The organism is Nonomuraea sp. 3-1Str (genome assembly GCF_031570565.1).
GTDB lineage: Bacteria > Actinomycetota > Actinomycetes > Streptosporangiales > Streptosporangiaceae > Nonomuraea.
The window spans coordinates 39,252-56,145 of the sequence record NZ_JALHBK010000028.1 but is presented as its reverse complement, the minus strand read 5'-3'; the positions used below and the strand labels follow the sequence as shown (position 1 = coordinate 56,145).

Below are 16,894 nucleotides of genomic sequence, written 5' to 3'. Positions count from 1 at the left end.
AAATAAATTCAGAGGAGCACGACATGTTCCCCCACGAGCTCACCGGCACCTACACCATCGACCCGGCCCACAGCCGCTTCGGCTTCGTCGCTCGCCACGCGATGATCACCAAGGTGCGCGGCAGCTTGCCCCTCCTCAAGGCCACCGCCTACCTCGACGCCGCCAACCCAGCCGCCTCCACCGTCGAGGTGAAGCTGGACGCCGCCGGCGTGAACACCGGCAACCCGCAGCGTGACGGCCACCTGCGCACCAGCGACTTCCTGGACGCCGAGACCCACCCGCACATCACCTTCACCAGCACCGGCGTCAAGCGCATCGACGACGCCGCCTTCGAGGTGACCGGCCCGTTGACCATCCGCGGCATCACCCGCGAGATCACTGTCCCGCTCGAGTACACCGGCACCGCCATCGACGCCCAGGGCCTGACCCGGGCCGGCTTCGAGGGCGGCACCGTGATCAACCGCAAGGACTATGGCGTCAGCTTCAACGCCGTCCTGGAGACCGGCGGCGTGATGATCTCCGAGAAGATCACCCTCGAGTTCGACCTGTCCGCCGTCAAGAACGTCTGAACGGCCTCGTGAACCCAGCGGGCCACGGCCTCGCTGTTGCGTCCCGGGCGGGTGCTGCCGATGATGAGCTGGTCCGACAAGTGGGTGATCATTTGTGGCCGGGCAGGCTTGCGGCCATGGCCAGGCCGGTCGCGGTGAGGATGAACATCCACGTCAGAGCTGAGGTGAAGCCGCCGGCCTGGAGGATGACGGCCATCAGCGCGGTGCCGGTGGCGGCGCCGATCCGTTGCACGACGGTGCTGGCGCTGGTGGCGTGCGGAATGGCGGCCGGGCGCAGGGTGCGGTAGACGGCGACGCTGACGGGCAGGCTGGCGACGCCGAATCCGACTCCGCGCAGGAGCAACGCCACGCTCAGCAGAAAGGTGTCGGTGTCAGCGGTGGCGAAGACGAACGGGAGGGTGCCCGCGGTGGCCGCCGCCATCCCGGCCAGGGCCAGCGGGCGGGGCGGCAGGCGGTCGGTATACCGTCCGATGAGCAGGGACGCCAGGGCGACGCCGAGGGTCTGTGGGGCGAGCGCGAGCCCGGCGTCGAGCGCCGACAGGCCGTGCAGTCGCTGGTAGTACAGCGGCAGCAGGAACATCGGCCCCCAGCTCGTGACGCCGAGGACGAACATCATGACCGTCCCCGACCGGAAGCTGCGATCGGCGAAGAGTCCCAGGTCGAGCAGGCTCCCCTCGCCCCGGCGCAGCGAGCGCGCGACGAACGCCGCCAGCAGTGCGGTCCCGGCCGTCACCGTCACCACCGTCGGCACTACTGCCGGCGCCCCGGTCCCGGTGTCGGTCTCCAGCCCGGTCAGCGCGTACAGCAGGGCGACCACCGCGGCCGGCAGCAGGAGCAGCCCGACAAGGTCGAGCCGGCGGTCGTCGCGTTCCTCGTCCCGGGGAAACCACCGCCACGTCATGGCCAGCGAGACCAGGACGAGCGGCACGTTGACGAAGAAGACCCAGCGCCAGCCCCAGCCGTCGATCAGCAGGCCGCCGAGCACAGGCCCGGAGATCGGGGCGATCTGGCCGACGAACCCGACCTTGCCCATCACCCGGCCCAGGCGTTCGGGCCCCGCGGCCCGGGCCAGGACGAGCTGCGTCGCCGGCAAAATCATGCCCCCGCCCAGCCCTTGCAGGGTCCGGAAGGCGATGAGCGAGCCCGCCGACCACGCGGCGCCGCACAGGATCGATCCGAGCAGGAACAGCCCCAGGGCCGTCAGCCACACGGCGCGGGCGCCGAAGCGGCCGACCGACCAGCCCACCAGCGGGATGACGGCGGTCATCGCCAGCACGTAGGAGGTGGTGACCCACTGGATCGTCGTCACCGGCGCGGCCAGGTCCCTGGCCAGCTCGTCCAGCGCCACCGCGACGATCGTGGTGTCCAGCAACGCTGCCATCGCGCCCACCAGGACCGTCGCGGCCAGCGGCAGCAGGGGGCGTGCGCTGGTGGAGGCCGGCGTGCTCACGGGACCAGCAGGGTCTTGCCGATCGTGGCGCGGGCTTCGATCGCCCGGTGTGCCTGGGCGGCCTCGGACAGGGGATAGGTCTGGCCGATGATCGGGCGCAGCCGACCGGCCGCGGCGTGCGCGAGCGCCTCCTCGGCCAGCGCCCGGATCTGCGCCGGGGTTGGTACGCCGCCGTCGGGGACGAGCGTCACATGAGCCTCCGGCTCGGTCCAGGAGCCGGAGGCCATGCCGTACACCCTGGCCCGGCCGCCGGGCCGCACGGCGCGCATGCCCTGCGCGCCCACGACGCCGCCGACTCCGTCGAAGACCAGATCGACGCCTCCGCTCATCTCGGCGACCTCGCGTTCCCACCCCGGCCTGGAGTAGTCCACGTAAGCGAGAGCACCCAGCGAGGTGACCAACGCCTCCTTACCGGGACCGCGGGCGGCGCCGACCACCTTCGCCCCCGAGGCGGCGGCCAGCTGGACCAGCAGACTGCCGACACCACCGGCGGCCGCCTCCACCAGCACCCACTCGCCCGGACGCACCTCGGCCTGCCGGTGCAGGAGCACCGCTGTCCGCCCATCGGCCAGCAGCGCCACCGCATCCCGCAGCGCCACCTGCGCCGGGACGGGGACGAGGTCCTCCGCCCGGGCCACGGCCAGCTCCGCATAGCCGCCGGTGCCGCCCGTCGTGGTCACCACGGTTCGCCCGACCAGCGCCGCATCCGCCCCCAGGCCGACAGCCGAGACGCGCCCGCCCACCCCGTTGCCGGGGATGCGCGGAAGCGGTGGCCGCTGGTGGGCCGCGGGACCGCGACCGGCCCGCACCTGTGTCTCGACGTACGTGATCCCGGCATAGTCCACCGCCACGAGCACCTGCCCCGGCCCCGACACCGGGTCTTCGACCTCCCGGATGCGCAGCACCTCCGGCCCGCCGAAGCGGTCCATGACCACAGCACGCATGACTGCCTCCTCAATAGGAGCAAAACGCTCCGCTTGGAAGGGGACTCTATAACCGGAGTAATTCGCTCCGCAAGTTCGATATGCTGCCGACATGACCCAACCCCAGCGCCGCGGTCCCCGGCAGGCGGAAGCCGAGCGCAACGACCGGGCCCTCCTGCGGGCGGCACGCCAGGTGCTGGCGGCCGACGGGGAGCACGCTTCGGTCGCGGCCATCGCAGCGGCCGCCGGGGTCGGTATCGGCAGCCTCTACCGCCGCTACCGCACGAAAGAGGAGCTCTTTCAGCGGCTGGCCGAACTGTCCCTCGACAACTGGAACCAAGCCGCCGAACGAGGTCTCGCCGAGGACGATCCATGGGAAGGGCTGGCCTCCTTCATCGTCACCTGCGTCGAGTTCGGCCAAGGTTCGCTCGCCCCAGTCGCCGGAACCATCGAGGTCACCAAGGAGATGCAGGCCAAGTCCGACCGCTCGGACGAACTGCTCGCCGCGCTCGTCACGCGCGCCCACCAGGCCCGCGTGCTCCGACCGGACGTCACCGCCGTCGACATCTCCCTGCTGATCGAGCAGTTCGGCAGATCGCCCGCCCTGGACCAGTTGCGCAAGCAGGGGCGCGACGACCTCATCGAAGCCGCCGCCGACGCTCACAAGCGCGTTCTCGCTATCGCCGTGGACGGCCTGCGCGCCTGCCACCCGCGTCCGCTACCCGGCGACCCGCCCACCGACCGGCTCTTCACCGAACGCTGGACACACGAAACCGGCCGATCTCGCCGCGCGTCACCGACGAGCGACTGATCCCTTCCCAGGTCACGATCCAGCGACCACCCGTGATCCTCGCACCCTCACCGCGCACGCCGTCCGCGTCGGCCAGCAGAGCATGTTTTCCCAGGTAGTGGTTGTTTCGGTGAAAACCGGCGGCGGAAAATCGTCTCGTGTCGCGTCGGCCAGGGCACTCCTCGGTGCCGACGCAAAAAGGGGGCGACTCATGCGTATCGTCGTGGACCTGAACCGGTGCCAGGGATACGCACAGTGCGTGTATCTGGCCCACGAGATCTTCAAGCTGAACGGGACGGAAGCGCTTACCTACGAGCCCAACCCCGACGACGCGCGGCGCATGCAGGTCCAGCGGGCCGCCGCCGCCTGCCCGGTGCAGGCGATCATGACCGACCGCTTGGACGGTGTGGATCGGGGCACGCCGTCATGACCATGTCGGCAACGCTCGCCGAGTTGGTGCGCGACTTCAAGGCCAACGGCCGGATCGTCATCGTCGGCGCCTCCCTGGCGGGGCTGCGGGCCGCCGAGGCCCTGCGCGAGGAGAGCTTCCGGGGGTCCCTGACCATCGTCGGGGACGAGCCGCACGAGCCCTACGACCGGCCCCCGCTGTCCAAACAGGTGCTCAAGGGCTGGGTCCCGGCTGACCACACTCTGCTGCCCCGCTTTCGAGAACTGGACGCACAGTGGCGGCTCGGCGTGGCCGCCACCGGGCTGGACAGAGCCACCAGGCAGGTGCGCTTGGCCGACGGCGAGCAGATCCCGTACCACCGGCTGCTGATCGCCACAGGGACCCGCGCGCGACCATGGCCCAACCCGGCCGAGGCCGCCCTGGAAGGGGTGTTCTCGCTGCGCTCGCGTGATGACGCCGCTCGGCTGCAACAGGCGCTGGCCGCGCGGCCATCACGGGTGCTGATCATCGGCGGCGGGTTCATCGGCTCGGAGGCGGCCTCCGTCTGCCGGGAACTCGACATCCCGGTGACCCTCACCGAGCGAGGCTCGGCCCCCCTGGTCGGGGCGCTGGGCGGGGTGATCGGTGAGATCGCCGCCGAAATGCAGCGCGACCACGGCGTGGACCTGCGCTGCGGGGTCGGCGTGTCGTCGCTGGAGGGCGACGCGCACGGACATGTACGGCGTGCCCGGCTCTCGGACGGGACCACCATCGAGGCCGACGTGGTCCTGGCCGCGCTGGGGTCGATCCGTAACGTGGAATGGTTGGAGGGCTCCGGGCTGGCAGCCGGCTTCTGGGGGGTCGGCTGCGACGCCGGGGGTCGCGCCTTCGACATCAACGGCGTGGTGACCGACACCGTCTACGTGGCGGGGGACGTGGCGCGCGCGCCCCACGTGCTGTACGAGTACCAGTTCCTGGCGATGGAGCACTGGGACAATGCCGTCTTCGGTGCCGGGGTGGCGGCCCACAACATGGTGAGTCTCGAGCCCGACTACCGCCCGAATCTGTTGCTGCCGGGCTTCTGGTCCGGTCAGTTCGGCGTCAACATCAAGTCCGTCGGCGTACCGCCGTTCGGCGATGAGATCGTCTTCACGCAGGGATCCGTGAAGGAGCGCTGCTTCGCCGCCGCCTACGGTCACCGCGGCCGCATCGTCGCCGCCGTCAGCTTCAATCACGGCAAGTGGCTGGAGTACTACGCGCGGCTGATCGAGCAGTCGGCTCCGTTCCCGCCTCCGCCGCCGGGCTGGGATCGGCCGGACGTCATGAAGCCGGTCCCGGCGGAGTTCCCGGCACCTGGTGTCCCGACGGCGATACCCGACGTCGTCCTGACCGGCCACGACCCGAGCGGGCGGAGCGCCGAGTTCCGGCCTCGGGGCCACTGACGCGCCTCAGCGGGATCGGCGGGTGACCCGGCCGACGCAGCAAGAAGGAGAGGAACAGCATGGGCGAGGAAACACCCTGGCAGCAGGCGCTCCGCTACGCCAACCGTGCCAATCCGTACCCCTTCTACGCCGAACTCCGCAAGACCCCGGTGGCGCGGCAGCCGGACGGCACCTACGTCGTCAGCACCTACCAGGAGGTCGTCGCGCTTCTCCACGACCCCCGGGTCAGCTCCGATGTCAGGAAGCTCCCGGCCCGCGCCCCGGCCGCGGCGGAGCCGGGAGCCGAGCCGATCACCGAGGCCGTCATCGGTCTGGAGCCGAACATCATCACCTGTGACCCGCCCGAACATGATCGTGATCGCCGCATGATGACGCGGCACTTCTTCGGCCCGCCCCATTCGCCGCACCAGATCTCGGACCTGGAGCCCGATATTCGCCGTATCGTCGCCGGCCTGCTGGACGGGATGCGGGGCAAGACCCGGATCGACGTCGTGGACGAGTTCGCCTACCCCCTGCCGGTGGCCGTGATCTGCAAGGTTCTGGGCGTGCCGCTGGAAGACGAACGGCGCTTCCACGCCTGGATCGAAACGGCCCTGGACGCTCTGGATTTCGGCCCGGAGGCGGCCTCCGACGAGATGCGGAGCCGGTTGGAGGGCGGCCGCCGCAGCGTGAAGGAGTTCGAGCAGTTCCTGGCCGGGCTGCTCGACCAGTACGCCGGGCAGCCCGGCCCCGGCATGCTCTCGGCGATGGTGCACGACGACGGCCCGGACGGGCGCATGTCCGCGGGCGTGCTCGCCAGCAATGCCGTGCTCCTGCTCTTCGCCGGGCATGAAACCACGGTCAATCTGATCGCCCACAGCGTGCTCACCCTGCTGAGACACCCCGAGGCGCTGGAGGAGCTGCGCCGCCGGCCCGACCTGATCGTGCCCGCGGTGGAGGAACTGCTGCGGTTCGAGTCGTCGGTCCAGTTCTGGCACACCCGCTCGGCCGTCGAGGACATCGAGATCGCGGGCACCACCATCCCGAAGGGCGCTCCGATCTTCCTGGTGTACGGCTCGGCGAACCGCGACCCGGTACGGTTCGCCGACCCTGACCGGCTCGATCTCGAACGCCCCGGCAACGAGCACCTCGGCTTCAGCCAGGGCATCCACTTCTGCTTCGGTGCTCCACTCGCCCGGCTGGAGGTCCAGGTCGCGGTCGGGGAGTTCGTCCGCCGCGTGGAAAACCCCCGGCTCGTCGTCGACCCGCCGCCGTACCGCCACAACCAGATCTTCCGCGGCCCCCGCCACGTCCTGGTCGACATCGACGGGATCCGCGACTGACCCACGGCGGCAGGCACCAGTGCTTGGTGAAGCTGGAGGAGAGAAGCTGCGGTCGGTTCCGGAGGAGCGGCTTCCTCCTGGCCGTGGCCGCACGGACCGGTATGCCGGATCCCGGCGCGCGGTAAGGAGGCTCGCCATGACAAGCGACACGAGCCCCATGGGCGTGCCGCCGGGCCTGCGGGCATCGACGGAGAGGCTGCGCTGCTGGACCTCCCGGTGGTTTGTGAGACCTTTCCGGGGGCCTTGCGGATACTGCTGCCCAGATGACGAGCCGGGATCCCCCACGCGCCCGCAGCCGGCGGGCAGGCCGATGTGACGGCGCCGGCGCGGCCGTGCCCCCGAGCCGACCCGGAAGGCTGACGTTCGTCATCCATTGCCTCGGGGCTGGTTGGGGGGCTCCTCGACCCAACGCCTGTGGAGGTCGGTGGTGAGCTTGAGTTCCAGTTCCTGCTCGTTGAAGTCGTGATCGGCTTTGGCTTGCTGGAAAGCCGCCTGGCGGTTCTGTCCGATCAGGACGAAGGTGGACAGGAAGATCGCTTCGAGGGACACGGTGAGGGTGAGAGTCGGCCAGGAGCCGGCGAAGTCAGTGATCTTGTCGGCGAGCCGCAACTGCACGCTGGCCGCCCGCTGTGCCTGGTGTTCCAGGACGGCGGGGTGGTGGTTCGGCTGGTGGGCGAAAGGGGGCTTCATGAGAACCTCCAAGCTCGGCCGCGGTACGACGTCGCGCCGGGTCACTCGCAGCGGCTGCCGCCGCGCCGTCTCCTCGATCGCTCGGCTACTCGGCGTCAGCCGCTCCACGATCTACAGGTATCTGCCCGAGCTCAAGCCCGACGGTCCTACGGCCATCGAGATCCCGCTTGCACGGGTCGAGCTGGAAGCCCCTGGTGCCCGGGCCGCCCGTGAGGTCATGGTCGCCTTGGGCGCCCTGACATCGGCAAGGTCCATGAGGTCGGCCGGAGTCTGGTGCGGAGTGCGGTGCGCAGTGTGTCGGCGATCAGTCGATTGTCTCGGCCGATTCGGGGTCGTTGGTCGGGGCGTGCCTGTCGATGGCGTCGTGGGTTGCGGCCCAGCTGGCCAGGAGGTTCAGTGCGTCCTGGGTGGGTGAGGCGGGTTCGGCGGTGTAGGTGAGGAGGAACTGGCTGGGGTCGGCGCCCAGAGGGAAGGTCTCGAACGGCAGGTCGAGGTCGCCGACGACCGGGTGGTGGAGGAGCTTCACGCCAGTGGTGTGGATCCGGACGTTGTGGGCTGCCCAGCGGCGACGGAAATGCTCGCTGCGGGAGTCGAGACCGACAACCACCTGCTGCGCCACGCCACCAGGACGATCAGGCGCCGATCGGCCGTGCGTGCTCCGGTCGGGCCTCCAGCCGGTGCACGCCGTCACGCCGCAGCGCACGTGCTCCTCGCCGGGCAATCGCCGCGAGGGGGGCCGGGTTCGAACCCTGCGCCGCGGGAAGTGGGCCAGGGTCTGCGCCGAGTAGTCGCGCGGCTCCTGCGGTGCGCGCTCCGCCCCGTGTCCGATGACCCAGGAGTGGTCGCGTTCCGGCTCTGCGTTCATAGGCTGCTCCTCCTGGTGGCCATGCGGCGCAGTGTCCGAAACCGAGCCTGCATCAACGCCCACCTGAGGCGCTGGAGGACAGAAACCCACGCGCACGCGATCCGTGTCAAAAAAGCCTGGACGATTTCGCAGGGCTGGACCAGGCCACCAACCGGTCATCAGCGGTGGAGGTCACCGAGACGTGTCAGATCCAGCCCTCTTCCCACGCGCGGTGAGCGGCGGCGTGGCGAGAGCTGACGCCGAGCTTGCTCATGGCGGCCGACAGGTAGTTGCGTACGGTGCCCGGCGCCAGATGGACCTGACCGGCGATCTCCCTGATCGAAGCGCCGGTGCGTGACGCCCGCAGCACCTCCAGCTCGCGGTCGCTGAGCGGGCAGTCGCCCTCCGTCAGCGCGGAAGAGGCGATGTCGGGGTCCACGTAGCGCCGCCCTGCCGCGGTGTTGCGGATGATCTGAGCGAGCTGCGCCGCCGGCGTCGTCTTGGGGACGAAGCCGCTCACCCCCGCCGACAGCGCACGACGCAGTATGGCAGGCCGGGCGTGCCGCGTGACGAGGATGACCCTGGTGGTGGTCGCGGCCAGGATCTCCCGGGCGGCGTGCAGCCCGTCGGCCGGGGGCATCTCCAGATCCAGGACGGCGATGTCCGGGCGGTGCTCCAAGGCCAGGCGTACGGCGTCGGTCGAGGTGGCGGCCTCGGCGGTGACGGTGAGGTCGTCCTCCAGCTCCAGCAGCGCGGCCAGGGCGCCCCTGATCAGGTCCTCGTCGTCGGCGATCAGCAGGCGGATCATCCCGCCTCCCCCTTTACCGGCAGCCGGGCCGCCACGACGAAGCGGTCGCCGTCCTGGCGCCAGGTCAGCGCGCCGCCGGCGGCCTCGATCCGGCTGGCGAGCGTGCGCAGGCCGGTACCCGTTCCTCGGGCGGGCGGGCTGGACGCAGGGCCGGTGCCCGTGTCGGGGCCGGGCGCGCCGTCGTTGGACACCTCGAGGCTGGCCTGGCCGCCGGCGATCCGGCAGCCGATCTCGGCGTGCCGGGCCTGGCTGTGGCGCAGCACGTTCGTGGTCGCCTCGCGTATCACCAGGCCCAGCAGGTGCCTGCCGGAGGCCGGAAGCCGGCCAGCGGAAGGAACCGGGTCCATCTGGGCGTCGATGCCGGCGGCGGCCAGCACGCTGGTGGCGTTCGCGAGCTCCTCCTCCAGCGTGACGCGCCGGTAGCCCTGGACGACAGCGCGGGTGTCGCGCAGAGCGTCGGTGGCCAGGAGTCGCACGGCGTCCATCTCCCCGGCCGCCCGCTCGGGATCTGTGCGCGCGAGCCTGGCGGCGAACTCGCTCTTGAGCGCTATCACCTGCAGGTGGTGGCCCTGGATGTCGTGGAGGTCGGCGGCGAAGCGCAGCCGCTCGTCCTTGACGGCCACCTCGGCCGCCAGCCCGCGGGCAGCCTCCAGCCGCTCAGCGACGTCCCACGCCCACAGCATGCCTAGCGTGACCCAGCCGGTGAGGATCACCAGTCCGGCAGGGAACGCTGCGGCGAAGGCCACCGGCCGCTCCGCCCCGACGGCCGTGACCCCACCCAGCAGCGCCGCGACCGCCGCCGCGGCCGCGATCAGCAGCCACCGGCGGTGCCCGGGCAGGAACATCGCCACGATCGACACCATCGTCGCCGGGCCGAACGACCACAGCCCGAGCTCCAGCCGCGAGAGGAGGATCCCGCCCAGCAGCGCGGCGCCCGCGATGCCCGCCACCAGCCACGGGATCGGCGGCCTTCCGTACTCATGGTCCGCGGCGCGGGGAAGGCGGCTGCTGAGGCAAACAGCGCTGGCGGTCAGCGTGACCGCCAGCGCTGCGACGGCGGCGAGCCGGACCATCACCGGTACACCCGGCTCGATGATCCGGCTCCGGACGATGAAGACCAGCAGGAAGGCGGTGACGCCGATGAGGCTCCACCAGGTGTAGCGGCGGAGGCTCGTCAGATCCTTCCCAGGGCTGGCCGGTACGTCAGGCACGTTGTCCATTGTCTCTTACGGTTGGAAGACGAGCTGCGCGGCGATCATGACGTCGAGGACGCCGCACCATTCGGCGAAGGTGCGGGCCACGACCTTGTCCTGCTTGAGGTGGACGAAGTCCCAGACGCCGTGCAGGAACCAGCCGGCGGCCACCAGGTAACGTCCCACTTCCGGGTCGAGGAGAAGGCCCGCCAGGGCGAGTGCGCCGAAGAACAGCATGCCCAGGGCCTGGAGCCGGAAGGTGCCGTCCCGGCGCAGCTGGCCGTCCACTCCTGCCCAGACCAGAATGACCAGCGCGATCCCGGTGAAGGCGGCGGCCGGCGGGATCACGTCCAGGATCCGCAGGCCGAAGACGGTGGCGACGCCGATCGCGAGGCCTGGCCAGGTCGCTTGGCGCTTACCCAGCTTGACCATGGCGAGGTAGATCAGTGGCAGCAGCGACAGGACGTGGGCCAGCCCGGCCACGCCCCCGGGGGAGTCGCTGCCAGATCCTATGATGGCCGACGCCACGAGAGCCAGCGCCGCGGGCCAGCGCCGCTTCAACCAGGCGATCGAGCCGGTGCGGACGGAAGTGGAGGCGGATGCCGAGTACGGGGTATGGGTATCCATGGGGTCCAGCTTCGGGCAGGCCTGCAGACACAGGTAGTGCCGGATCGCACTGGCGGGCGTGGAGATGTCATGTGAACTCATGACATCTGTCATCCGGTGGTGGGCCCCTACGGGCACGTCGACGCAATGTCCGGTCCATGTCCTTGTGCGTGGCTCGCGAGTGCCGCCAAGCTCTCTCGGAGAGAGAGCATCGTCCGCGTTCCCATATGGCGAGGCCGGAAGCAGCTCGGCGCGGTGAGACCCGAGGCGCACGCGATGGCGCGGGGAGCCGGAGTGCTGATCGTGGCCGCGGCACCGCCTGCCGTACCCCATAGGCCGTCTGCTTACGGCCGGTGTACTGCTTGGTGCACGAGGGATCCGCTATTCGGAGCTGTTCGGCCAGGTACTCCACCACCGGCCACGGCTCCTCCAGCGGATCTTCCAGAGAACAAGCCGATATACCTGACCGTGGTCAGCTGCAGCGCGAAGCCGAGCTGGTGGGACTTGGTACGACGCAGCGCGATCAAGTCCTGGTCGACGTCATCCAGACAGAAGAAGCGCTCCAGCTCCGAGCGCATCAACACCTCGGTGAGCGTCCCATACGCCGTAGCCTGCTCATCCGTCAGCAACCCAACCGGCACAACTTGGACATTAGCCGCGAGATTTGACGGAGATCGAGTTCTTCACCGAATCGCCCCAGTCGCGATTTCGCAAGATCATTCTCAGCGATAACGACTGTACCGCTGTTCCTCAACCCCGGGGTCGTACGGGGCTTGGCGGGGCCTGGAAAGGCGTCCAGGATGTCGGCCACCAACCGTGAGCAGGGCTTCCCCCTGCTGGCCGTGATCGCGCACGGCGTGCTCGCGGTGGTGACGTTCGTCCTGGTGCTCCTCGGCGCGACGACCCTCTAGAGGCGGCATGACGGCCGGCTGGGGGGCCCGACAAGGACGTCCGATTTCTGCCGGAGGTGTGCCCGTCTTGGCGGGACATCATGGAGCTCATGACAGCGGAAACGACGATGAACGACGAGAGCAGGCGCTCGCTCGAAGTCCTGGAGAGGTTCTACCAGGCGGAGGCCGCCTACATCGGCGCGGGCGGCCCGGGCAAGGCCGACTTCGGTGTGATGGCCGACTGCCTGGATCCCGAGGTGGTGATGTACCAGGCGGACTCCCTTCCGTACGGGGGCATCTGGCACGGGCCGAGCGGCATCGAGGGGTTCATGGCCGGCATGAGCGAGGCCTGGGAGTCCCTGGAGTTCCTGGAGCAAAGGTACGTGGTCGACGGCGGCAGCGTGGTGGTCTGGAACCGCGGCCTCTTGCGCGCCCGTGCCACCGGCCGTGAGCTGGAGACCGCGGTGATGCAGCTGATGACCATCAAGGACGGCCGCATCGCGGAGATCCGCCCGTTCTACCTGGACACCGCCGCGGTCCTCGCCGCCCTTCGCCCGGATGGCGCCTGACGGGTCACCGGCCCTATCACTCGGTGGACCGCAGGATCTGCATCGAGCGGCTGGTGACTTCTCGGAGACATCTCCTCTCGGACAACGCACCACCTCTACCTGCCGTACCGGACGAAACCGGAACGAACGTAGCGGCAGTGATCACCAGCCCGTCGAACGGAACCGTTGCCGCAGGTCAGGACCTACTTCGTTGGAAATTTCTTCATTGCTACCGGGACCCCTGGAAGGGCGCACAAGGGCCAAGGGGATCGATGGCGAGGTTCGGGTTTGCGGGTCCCGTGGGCGGCGGCCGGGACCGGCGCTCCAGGGCCGCACGCCCGGGCCGTCGATCCACCGGGCCCGCACCCCGCGCGCTCGGCGCGGGGTGCGGCTTGATGATCGTAGAGAAAAGTTGCTTTCGATCACTCGCTCGGCGTGTCAGGTCTCATGATCTGCGTGACAGATCGTGCTCAGGACCTGTGTGACACTTCGCCGAGTGCTGGCGGAGTTGAGCGTGGTCGAGCAGCGGTACCAAGCCGTGCTGCAGGTGTCATCCGGGGCGAGCGTGACCGAGGTCGCCCGACGGTTCGGAGTCTCCCGGCAGACGGTGCATAGGTGGCTGGGCCGCTACCGTGATCAGGGCCTGGACGGTTTGTCGGACCGCTCCTCGCGCCCGCACCCCTCCCCGACCCGGATCCCGGCCGCGGTGGAGGCGCTGATCTGCGAGCTGCGGCGCAACCACCCCCGCTGGGGCGCCCGCCGCCTGGTGTGGGAACTGACCCGCCGCCCCTGCCCCGGGCCGGTGCCGTCCCGGGCCACGGTGCACCGGGTCCTCATCCGCCACCACCTGGTGCAGCCCGTCCCCCGGCGCCGGCGGCGCGAGGACTACAAACGCTGGCAGCGAAGCGAGCCGATGCAGCTGTGGCAGATGGACATCGTCGGCGGGATCATGCTGGCCGACGGCACCGAATGCAAAATCGTCACCGGCGTCGACGACCACTCCCGCTACTGCTCACCGCCACCGTGGTGACCCGCCCCACCGGCCGGGCCGTGTGCCTGGCCCTGGCCGGCGCACTGGGCCGCCACGGCATCCCCGAGGAACTGCTGACCGACAGCGGCAAACAGTTCACCGCCCGCTTCGGCCGCGGCGGAGAAGTACTGTTCGACCGGATCTGCCGCGAGAACGGCATCACCCACCGGCTCACCCGCCCGCACTCACCCACCACCACCGGCAAGATCGAACGCTTCCACCAAAGCCTGCGCCGCGAACTGCTCGACGACCACGAACCGTTCGACAGCATCGAACACGCCCAACAGGTCCTGGACGCCTTCGTCGCCGACTACAACACCCACCGCCCCCACCAAGCGCTGAACATGGCCCGCCCCGCCGACCGGTTCCGCCCCCGCACCGACGAGCGGCTGCCACTGCGCCTACCGGCGGACCTGCGCGCCACCGGAGCACTCCCCGCCCCCGAGGCGGACCTTGGGACCGTCGCGGAGCCGGCGGTGGAACCGGTGCCGGTCGAGACAGCCGCGCCGGTGATTTCGGTGAACGAGCTCGATCCGGTGGATCTGGCGGTCGAGTTCACCCGCGTCGTCCCCGCTTCGGGCAACCTGACCGTCTGCGGGCAGCAGTTCTGGCTCGGCACCCACCGCGCCGGTCTGACGCTCACACTGCGAGCCGACGCCGGCACCGTCGAGCTGCTGATCGCCGGGGTCAGGATCAAGAAGGTGCCCTCCCGGCTCACCGTCCGGCACCTGCGGCAGCTGATCGCCGAGGGCGGCACCCGCCTCCAACCCGCCGCACCGGCCCGGCCCAGCGCCGGCGGGGCGGTCGAGGTGGAGCGGACCGTCAACGCCTCCGGCGTGGTCTCCCTCGGCGGCCGGTCATGCCCGGTCGGCTCCCCGTTCGCCGGACGCCGGCTGACCGTCCGCATCGACGGCGCCGTGCTGCACCTGAGCGACGGATCCACCCTGCTGCGCACCCTGCCCAACCCGCTCACCGACGACGAGACGGCTCGGCTGCGCGACGCACGCCCCGCCGGGCCCGCACCCCGGCCGGCCACCGAACCGGTCCGGGTGCAGCGGCGGGTCAGCAGCCGCGGCTGGATCGCCATCGCCGGGCAGCGCATCGGCGTCGGCATCGGCCACGCCGGAGCGACCGTGACCGTCGAAGCCGCCGACGGCACCTTCCGCATCACCCGCGCCGGCCAGACCATCGCCGAGGTCGCCCGCACCACCACCAAGCCGATCGCCCGGTTCAAGGTCCGCAAGCTCCAGCACTGACCGGAAGATCGCGCTGTCGGGTAGAACTGCGTGCATGGATCCGGTGAAGCTGCAGCAGGCCCTGGACGACGTCTTCGACCAGGCCCTGCTCCACCACGGCTTCACGAACTACATGCGCGACTATCAGCTCGTGATCCACGCGACCGCCGACCCCAGGAGCGGGATCACACCGGCGACGCTGCGCTACCTGTTCCGCCACTGCGTGCAGGCCACCTGCACCACCATCCTGCCGGCCGGCACCTGGCGCACCTCTCTCGATGACCGGCTCATCAGCTACGAAACCGGCGTCGACCTCGACGGATACGTCTGGGGCGTCAACTGGCAGGAGCTCTACCCCGGGGCCAGGCTCATCACCGACTCACCGACCGCCCGCACCTGGGCCGCAGCCCTCGGCATCGACTTCCACGAGGTCCGAATCCAGGCCAACGCCCACGATCTGACCCTGGTCTTCTCCGACCTGCAGATCGAAGAACTCCCGCCCGAAGGGCAGGGCCCAGACCACAGGTTTCCGATTCAATAGGCATCGGAGAGCAACAGATCATCTAGCCGGAGTGTCACCCACCTCCCGAGCCGGATCTGTCGCACGGGTCCTGAGCCCTGACATCACTCGCTCGGCGTCTGGCGGGGCTTGGAAGGGCCGCGCCGGGTGTCCTTGGTCTGCTTGCCTCTGCGGGTGAGCAGGGCGGAAGCTGCTTCGCTCAGCGGGTAGCTGTACGCACGCCCGTCGGCTCGCTCCATGCCTTTGAGGATCTTCCGGATCTGGGTGGCTTTGATGGGGCCTTTGGCGAGGTAAGCCGCGAGCTGGGCCGCCGTGGCAGTGGGCTCGGCAGCGGCAGGCTCGGCAGGGGCGGGGCCAGGAGCCGAAGGCGGGATGGGTTCGTCACTCGGTGGGGACGGGCTTGCTGCGGCATCGGCTTCGAGCAAGTCCTTGCGGGTGGCTATGAGCCATTGCTCGATGCGGCGGTCGATCCGGTCCTCGATGCAGTTGGCGATCCTGGCCTTGACCTGGCTGTCGAGTTGGTCGTCGAACCTGGTGTCGAAGTGCTTGTCGAGCCGCTGCTGCAGGCTCGGGCCGCCGGCCCATGTGTCGGCGAAGACGGCAAAGCGGAGGTCGAACCAGTGGTCGATCCGCTCGTCGAACGTCTCCCGCAGCTGCGTGTCGACCCAGGCCTTGAGCCGCGTGTCGAAGCGGGACTCGAAGCGCGGGTCAAAGCGACGGTTGAACGCCGTATCGAAGCGGGATTCGAAGGCCGCGTCGTACCGGGCGTCGAAACGCGTGTCGAACCGCTCGGCGAAGCAGGCGTCGAAACGCCCCTGAATCCAGTCCTCGAACCAGGCTCGAAACCAGCGTTCGAACCGCTTCTCGATCCACGCCCTGAGTCCCATGCATGCGCCTCGCCAGGAGTGAGAGTTGGCAGCGTTGCCTGGACAATACGAAGATGGCGTTGCGGGCGGATAGGCGACGATCAGGCATGTTTTCGTCTCTTGGGAGAGACGGAATCCAGGTGTTGACCGGTCCGCGATGAGCATCTCGGAGTCGCCCGTCAACGCCGGTCTGCTGTCCACTTGCGGGCCGTGGTCGGGCATCAGGGGACACTTAGCGCCTATCTTGCTGCGCCGGTCGTGGGGTCCGGTTGCGTGTTGGTTAGCGGCCCAGGAAGCTGCAGTAGGTCGGCGGCCGGCCGCGCCCGGAGTAGGGGATGAGGCTGCCGCACCAGTCACAGGTACGGCTCTGCAGGCGCTGCTGTACGCGGGTTCTGAGGGTGCTCTCGCCGGCGGGATCCATTGATTCGTAACAGCGGGCTTGCGTCCCGGACGGAACGTCTTCTCCGAGTTTCGTACTAACTTGCTCCGCGACGATCACGGTTGTGGCGGCTGGACGGCGCGGCCCGTGGCCGCCGACCAGTTGATCTTTACTGTGTTCGATCGAGCTTGCTGTGGTCGGTCAGGGAGTGCCCCATTTGGCCGCCCATCGGTGTGCGCTCTCGATGTAGCCATCCGGTCCCTCGGGTGGAAGGTTCTCGGCGTAGGTGTCGGCGATGATGTCCGGATCGCCGTCCAGGCAGCAGATCTCGCAGCTGCGGATGTGGGCGGCCATCTCGGTGATCTGGCCAATGGTGTAGGTCATGAGGCGGGCTCCGCTGG

Annotated in this window: 18 protein-coding genes and 1 pseudogene; 9 read left to right on the top strand and 10 right to left on the bottom strand. The window is 69.7% G+C overall.

Annotated features, from left to right (window positions below; translation table 11 throughout):
* The first annotated feature begins 23 nt into the window (after window positions 1-23).
* The gene (locus tag MTP10_RS33155; RefSeq protein WP_310714534.1) at window positions 24-569 is read left to right on the top strand and encodes a YceI family protein; all 546 of its coding nucleotides are present in this window, start codon (window positions 24-26) and stop codon (window positions 567-569) included.
* Between the two features lie 88 nt (window positions 570-657).
* On the opposite strand, the gene MTP10_RS33150 is transcribed toward MTP10_RS33155, so the two are convergent.
* Both MTP10_RS33150 and MTP10_RS33145 read right to left on the bottom strand, forming a co-directional pair.
* Window positions 658-2,019, bottom strand: a complete 1,362-nt coding sequence (locus MTP10_RS33150; protein WP_310714532.1) for an MDR family MFS transporter — start codon at window positions 2,017-2,019, stop codon at window positions 658-660.
* The gene (locus MTP10_RS33145) at window positions 2,016-2,963 is read right to left on the bottom strand and encodes a zinc-binding dehydrogenase (protein WP_310714530.1); all 948 of its coding nucleotides are present in this window, start codon (window positions 2,961-2,963) and stop codon (window positions 2,016-2,018) included. The genes MTP10_RS33150 and MTP10_RS33145 overlap by 4 nt, the downstream gene beginning before the upstream one ends.
* A 91-nt stretch (window positions 2,964-3,054) precedes the next feature.
* Here MTP10_RS33145 and MTP10_RS33140 point away from each other — a divergent pair, with 91 nt between their 5' ends.
* The 4 genes from MTP10_RS33140 (at window position 3,055) to MTP10_RS33125 (ending at window position 6,884) form a co-directional block, all read left to right on the top strand.
* Entirely contained in the window at window positions 3,055-3,753 is a 699-nt protein-coding gene (locus MTP10_RS33140) for a TetR family transcriptional regulator (protein ID WP_310714528.1), read from the top strand.
* Window positions 3,754-3,943: 190 nt separating this feature from the next.
* Window positions 3,944-4,162 carry a ferredoxin gene (locus tag MTP10_RS33135; protein WP_310714526.1) on the top strand — a complete coding sequence of 73 codons (219 nt, stop codon included), beginning with the start codon at window positions 3,944-3,946 and terminating at the stop codon, window positions 4,160-4,162.
* Window positions 4,159-5,562: an FAD-dependent oxidoreductase gene (locus tag MTP10_RS33130; protein WP_310714524.1), complete on the top strand. Its 1,404-nt coding sequence runs from the start codon at window positions 4,159-4,161 to the stop codon at window positions 5,560-5,562. Before MTP10_RS33135 ends, MTP10_RS33130 begins: the two co-directional genes overlap by 4 nt.
* 59 nt (window positions 5,563-5,621) lie before the next feature.
* Window positions 5,622-6,884, top strand: a complete 1,263-nt coding sequence (locus MTP10_RS33125; RefSeq protein ID WP_310714523.1) for a cytochrome P450 — start codon at window positions 5,622-5,624, stop codon at window positions 6,882-6,884.
* 366 nt (window positions 6,885-7,250) lie between these two features.
* On the opposite strand, the gene MTP10_RS33120 is transcribed toward MTP10_RS33125, so the two are convergent.
* Window positions 7,251-7,682: a DUF1003 domain-containing protein gene (locus MTP10_RS33120; protein WP_310714521.1), complete on the bottom strand. Its 432-nt coding sequence runs from the start codon at window positions 7,680-7,682 to the stop codon at window positions 7,251-7,253.
* On the opposite strand from MTP10_RS33120, the gene MTP10_RS42110 reads away from it, so the two are divergent.
* Window positions 7,573-7,989 carry a helix-turn-helix domain-containing protein gene (locus MTP10_RS42110; protein WP_397334555.1) on the top strand — a complete coding sequence of 139 codons (417 nt, stop codon included), beginning with the start codon at window positions 7,573-7,575 and terminating at the stop codon, window positions 7,987-7,989. The two genes, MTP10_RS33120 and MTP10_RS42110, sit on opposite strands and share 110 nt — an antisense overlap.
* Here the strand turns inward: MTP10_RS42110 and MTP10_RS33115 are convergent.
* The 5 genes from MTP10_RS33115 to MTP10_RS42105 all read right to left on the bottom strand — a co-directional run bounded on the left by MTP10_RS33115 (window position 7,879) and on the right by MTP10_RS42105 (window position 11,666).
* A complete protein-coding gene (locus tag MTP10_RS33115) occupies window positions 7,879-8,439 on the bottom strand; it encodes a hypothetical protein (protein WP_310714519.1) in 561 nt (186 codons plus the stop codon). The genes MTP10_RS42110 and MTP10_RS33115 overlap by 111 nt on opposite strands.
* A gap of 184 nt (window positions 8,440-8,623) precedes the next feature.
* A complete protein-coding gene (locus MTP10_RS33110; protein ID WP_310714517.1) occupies window positions 8,624-9,226 on the bottom strand; it encodes a response regulator transcription factor in 603 nt (200 codons plus the stop codon).
* A complete protein-coding gene (locus MTP10_RS33105; RefSeq protein ID WP_310714515.1) occupies window positions 9,223-10,437 on the bottom strand; it encodes a histidine kinase in 1,215 nt (404 codons plus the stop codon). The genes MTP10_RS33110 and MTP10_RS33105 overlap by 4 nt, the downstream gene beginning before the upstream one ends.
* A 15-nt stretch (window positions 10,438-10,452) precedes the next feature.
* Window positions 10,453-11,046, bottom strand: a complete 594-nt coding sequence (locus MTP10_RS33100) for a hypothetical protein (RefSeq protein WP_310714514.1) — start codon at window positions 11,044-11,046, stop codon at window positions 10,453-10,455.
* Window positions 11,047-11,369: 323 nt separating this feature from the next.
* A complete protein-coding gene (locus tag MTP10_RS42105; RefSeq protein WP_397334554.1) occupies window positions 11,370-11,666 on the bottom strand; it encodes a DUF4158 domain-containing protein in 297 nt (98 codons plus the stop codon).
* A gap of 359 nt (window positions 11,667-12,025) precedes the next feature.
* Here MTP10_RS42105 and MTP10_RS33095 point away from each other — a divergent pair, with 359 nt between their 5' ends.
* The 3 genes and pseudogenes from MTP10_RS33095 (at window position 12,026) to MTP10_RS33080 (ending at window position 15,269) form a co-directional block, all read left to right on the top strand.
* On the top strand, window positions 12,026-12,484 hold the full coding sequence (locus tag MTP10_RS33095) for a nuclear transport factor 2 family protein (protein WP_310714511.1): 459 nt from the start codon (window positions 12,026-12,028) through the stop codon (window positions 12,482-12,484).
* Between the two features lie 487 nt (window positions 12,485-12,971).
* Window positions 12,972-14,749 (top strand): annotated as a pseudogene (locus tag MTP10_RS33085) (IS481 family transposase).
* Between the two features lie 34 nt (window positions 14,750-14,783).
* Window positions 14,784-15,269: a hypothetical protein gene (locus MTP10_RS33080; RefSeq protein ID WP_310714507.1), complete on the top strand. Its 486-nt coding sequence runs from the start codon at window positions 14,784-14,786 to the stop codon at window positions 15,267-15,269.
* An 83-nt stretch (window positions 15,270-15,352) separates the two neighbouring features.
* Here the strand turns inward: MTP10_RS33080 and MTP10_RS33075 are convergent, their stop codons facing one another.
* Both MTP10_RS33075 and MTP10_RS33070 read right to left on the bottom strand, forming a co-directional pair.
* Window positions 15,353-16,135 (bottom strand): hypothetical protein, encoded by a 783-nt coding sequence (locus MTP10_RS33075; protein WP_310714506.1) that lies wholly within the window; start codon window positions 16,133-16,135, stop codon window positions 15,353-15,355.
* A 559-nt stretch (window positions 16,136-16,694) separates the two neighbouring features.
* Window positions 16,695-16,877 (bottom strand): hypothetical protein, encoded by a 183-nt coding sequence (locus tag MTP10_RS33070; RefSeq protein ID WP_310714503.1) that lies wholly within the window; start codon window positions 16,875-16,877, stop codon window positions 16,695-16,697.
* Window positions 16,878-16,894: the final 17 nt, after the last annotated feature.

What these genes read in the sequence shown, in the direction of transcription:
- MTP10_RS42110 (WP_397334555.1), top strand. Translation starts at nt 7,573, where the DNA reads ATGAGAACCTCCAAGCTCGGCCGCGGTACGACGTCGCGCCGGGTCACT.
- MTP10_RS33145 (WP_310714530.1), bottom strand. Translation starts at nt 2,963, where the DNA reads ATGCGTGCTGTGGTCATGGACCGCTTCGGCGGGCCGGAGGTGCTGCGC.
- MTP10_RS33110 (WP_310714517.1), bottom strand. Translation starts at nt 9,226, where the DNA reads ATGATCCGCCTGCTGATCGCCGACGACGAGGACCTGATCAGGGGCGCC.
- MTP10_RS33130 (WP_310714524.1), top strand. Translation starts at nt 4,159, where the DNA reads ATGACCATGTCGGCAACGCTCGCCGAGTTGGTGCGCGACTTCAAGGCC.
- MTP10_RS33070 (WP_310714503.1), bottom strand. Translation starts at nt 16,877, where the DNA reads ATGACCTACACCATTGGCCAGATCACCGAGATGGCCGCCCACATCCGC.
- MTP10_RS33115 (WP_310714519.1), bottom strand. Translation starts at nt 8,439, where the DNA reads ATGAACGCAGAGCCGGAACGCGACCACTCCTGGGTCATCGGACACGGG.
- MTP10_RS33080 (WP_310714507.1), top strand. Translation starts at nt 14,784, where the DNA reads ATGGATCCGGTGAAGCTGCAGCAGGCCCTGGACGACGTCTTCGACCAG.
- MTP10_RS33155 (WP_310714534.1), top strand. Translation starts at nt 24, where the DNA reads ATGTTCCCCCACGAGCTCACCGGCACCTACACCATCGACCCGGCCCAC.
- MTP10_RS33100 (WP_310714514.1), bottom strand. Translation starts at nt 11,046, where the DNA reads ATGGATACCCATACCCCGTACTCGGCATCCGCCTCCACTTCCGTCCGC.
- MTP10_RS33095 (WP_310714511.1), top strand. Translation starts at nt 12,026, where the DNA reads ATGACAGCGGAAACGACGATGAACGACGAGAGCAGGCGCTCGCTCGAA.
- MTP10_RS33140 (WP_310714528.1), top strand. Translation starts at nt 3,055, where the DNA reads ATGACCCAACCCCAGCGCCGCGGTCCCCGGCAGGCGGAAGCCGAGCGC.
- MTP10_RS33075 (WP_310714506.1), bottom strand. Translation starts at nt 16,135, where the DNA reads ATGGGACTCAGGGCGTGGATCGAGAAGCGGTTCGAACGCTGGTTTCGA.
- MTP10_RS33125 (WP_310714523.1), top strand. Translation starts at nt 5,622, where the DNA reads ATGGGCGAGGAAACACCCTGGCAGCAGGCGCTCCGCTACGCCAACCGT.
- MTP10_RS33135 (WP_310714526.1), top strand. Translation starts at nt 3,944, where the DNA reads ATGCGTATCGTCGTGGACCTGAACCGGTGCCAGGGATACGCACAGTGC.